A 2,903-nucleotide genomic window follows, 5' to 3' on the forward strand; every position below is an offset into this window, starting at 1 on the left:
GCGCGGCACTGCATCAACATCACCGCCCCGGACGGCACCACCACGACCCGCGAAGCCGACGTCGTGCTCATCGCGACCGGCGCCAGCCCCCGCGAGTTGCCGACGGCGCGCCCGGACGACGAGCGCATCCTGACCTGGCGGCAGCTGTATGACCTCGAGGCCCTGCCGAGCTGTCTGATCGTGGTGGGCTCCGGGGTGACCGGAGCCGAGTTCGTGCACGCCTACACCGAATTGGGTGTCGACGTGACGGTGGTGGCCAGCCGCGACCGGGTGCTGCCCTACGAGGACGCCGACGCCGCCCTGGTGCTCGAGCGGATCTTCGCCGAACGCGGCGTCAAGCTGGTGAAGAACGCGCGCGCGGAGTCGGTGACGCGCACCGGCGACGGAGTTCTGGTGAAGCTGGCTGACGGCCGCGAGGTCACGGGCAGCCACGCGCTGATGACTATCGGATCGGTGCCGAACACCAATGGTCTGGGTCTGGAGAAAGTGGGTATTGAGCTGCGACGCGGCGGATACCTGACCGTCGACCGGGTGTCGCGGACGTCGGTGCCCAACATCTACGCCGCGGGTGACTGCACCGGTCTGCTGCCGCTGGCGTCGGTCGCGGCCATGCAGGGCCGGATCGCGATGTGGCATGCGCTGGGCGAGGCGGTCACCCCGATCCGGTTGCGCACGGTCGCCGCCGCGGTGTTCACCCGGCCGGAAATCGCCGCCGTCGGTGTGCCGCAGTCCGCCATCGACGACGGGTCGGTGCTGGCTCGCACCATCATGTTGCCGCTGCGTACCAACGCGCGGGCCAAGATGTCCGAGCTGCGGTACGGCTTCGTCAAGATCTTCTGCCGGCGGGCCACCGGGGTGGTGATCGGCGGCGTCGTGGTCGCGCCGATCGCCTCCGAGTTGATCCTGCCGATCGCAATGGCCGTGCAGAACCGCCTCACCGTCAACCAGTTGGCGCAGACCCTGGCGGTCTACCCCTCGCTGTCCGGGTCGATCACCGAAGCCGGGCGCCGGCTGATGGCCGACGACGACCTGGACTGACCCGAGTATCTTTAGTCCAGGACCTACTGACGAGTAACCGAACAGGAGTTCCCAGTGAGGAGTCGCCGGCCGTGAGCGTCCCCATTCCCGCAGCGGGCAGGCCGCAGGACTGGGCGGCTTCCTGGCTCGGCCCGAGACAACGCGAGTCGGCCTGGGAGCGCCTCGGCGCCGAGCAGTTCGATGTGGTGGTCATCGGCGGCGGAGTGGTCGGCTCCGGCTGCGCGCTGGACGCGGCCACCCGCGGGCTGAAGGTGGCGCTGGTCGAGGCGCGCGACTATGCGTCGGGCACCTCGAGTCGCTCGTCGAAGATGTTCCATGGCGGCCTGCGCTACCTCGAGCAGTTGGAGTTCGGCCTGGTGCGCGAAGCGTTGCACGAGCGCGAGTTGTCGCTGACCACATTGGCGCCGCATCTGGTCAAGCCGCTGCCGTTTCTGTATCCGCTGACCAAGCGGTGGTGGGAACGCCCGTACGTGGCGGCCGGAATATTCCTCTACGACCAGCTCGGCGGCGCTAAATCGGTTCCTGCGCAAAAGCATCTGACCCGTGCCGGTGCGCTGCGGCTGTGTCCGGGCCTCAAGCGGAGCTCGCTGATCGGAGGTATCCGCTACTACGACACCGTTGTCGACGACGCGCGGCACACCATGACCGTCGCGCGCACCGCCGCCCATTACGGCGCGGTGGTGCGGACCTCCACTCAGGTGGTCTCGATGCTGCGCGAGGGGGACCGGGTGATCGGCGTGCGCGTGCGCGACTCCGAGGACGGCGCAGTCGGCGACGTCCGCGGTCACGTCGTGGTCAACGCCACCGGTGTCTGGACCGACGAGACCCAGGCGCTGTCCAAGCAGCGCGGACGGTTCAAGGTGCGCGCCTCCAAAGGCGTACACGTGGTGGTGCCGCGGGACCGCATCGTCAGCGACGTCGCAATCATCCTGCGCACCGAGAAGTCGGTGATGTTCGTCATCCCGTGGAGCAGCCACTGGATCATCGGCACCACCGACACCGACTGGGCGCTCGACCTGGCGCATCCGGCAGCCACCAAAGCCGACATCGACTACATCCTCGGCACCGTCAACACCGTGCTGGCCAACCCGCTGACCCACGCCGACATCGACGGCGTCTACGCCGGGCTGCGGCCGCTGCTGGCCGGCGAAGACGCCGACTCCTCCAAACTGTCCCGCGAACATGCGGTAGCGGTGCCCGCACCCGGACTGGTGGCCATCGCCGGTGGCAAGTACACGACATACCGGGTGATGGCCGCCGACGCGATCGACGCAGCGTCGCAATACGTTCCGGCACGGGTAGCGCCGTCGATCACCGAGAAGGTGCAACTGCTGGGCGCCGACGGCTACTTCGCGCTGATCAACCAGTCCGAGCACGTCGGCGCGCTGCAAGGGCTGCACCCATACCGCGTGCGACATCTGCTGGACCGGTACGGGTCGCTGATCAGCGAGCTGCTGGCAATGGCGGCCGATCGCCGGGACCTGCTCGACCCGATCACAGCGGCACCCCTGTACCTCAAAGTGGAAGCCGCCTACGCCGCCGCAGCCGAAGGCGCGTTGCATCTGGAGGACATTCTGGCGCGCCGGATGCGGATCTCCATCGAATATCCGCACCGCGGTGTCGACTGCGCCCGCGAAGTCGCCGAGGTGGTCGCGCCGATGCTGGGCTGGTCCGACGCCGACATCGAACGCGAGGTCGACATCTACACCGCGCGCGTAGAGGCCGAGGTGCTGTCGCAGACCCGACCCGACGACGCGTCGGCCGATGCGTTGCGGTCGGGCGCGCCGGAAGCGCGGGTGGAGATCCTCGAACCGGTGCCGCTCACTTGAGGCCGGCGCCGCTGCCGGTGCGGGACGGGCTGGGAC

General features: G+C 68.7%; 2 protein-coding genes. Both read left to right on the top strand.

Annotated features, from left to right (window positions below; genetic code table 11):
* The coding region (locus WA317_RS00710) for an NAD(P)H-quinone dehydrogenase (protein WP_425171204.1) at window positions 1–1,038 on the top strand (1,038 nt) is incomplete at its 5' end.
* Window positions 1,039–1,109: 71 nt separating this feature from the next.
* Window positions 1,110–2,867, top strand: coding sequence for a glycerol-3-phosphate dehydrogenase/oxidase (locus tag WA317_RS00715; RefSeq protein ID WP_425171205.1), 1,758 nt, complete (start codon window positions 1,110–1,112; stop codon window positions 2,865–2,867).
* Window positions 2,868–2,903 lie beyond the last annotated feature (36 nt).

This window comes from Mycobacterium sp., assembly GCF_049802695.1.
GTDB lineage: Bacteria > Actinomycetota > Actinomycetes > Mycobacteriales > Mycobacteriaceae > Mycobacterium.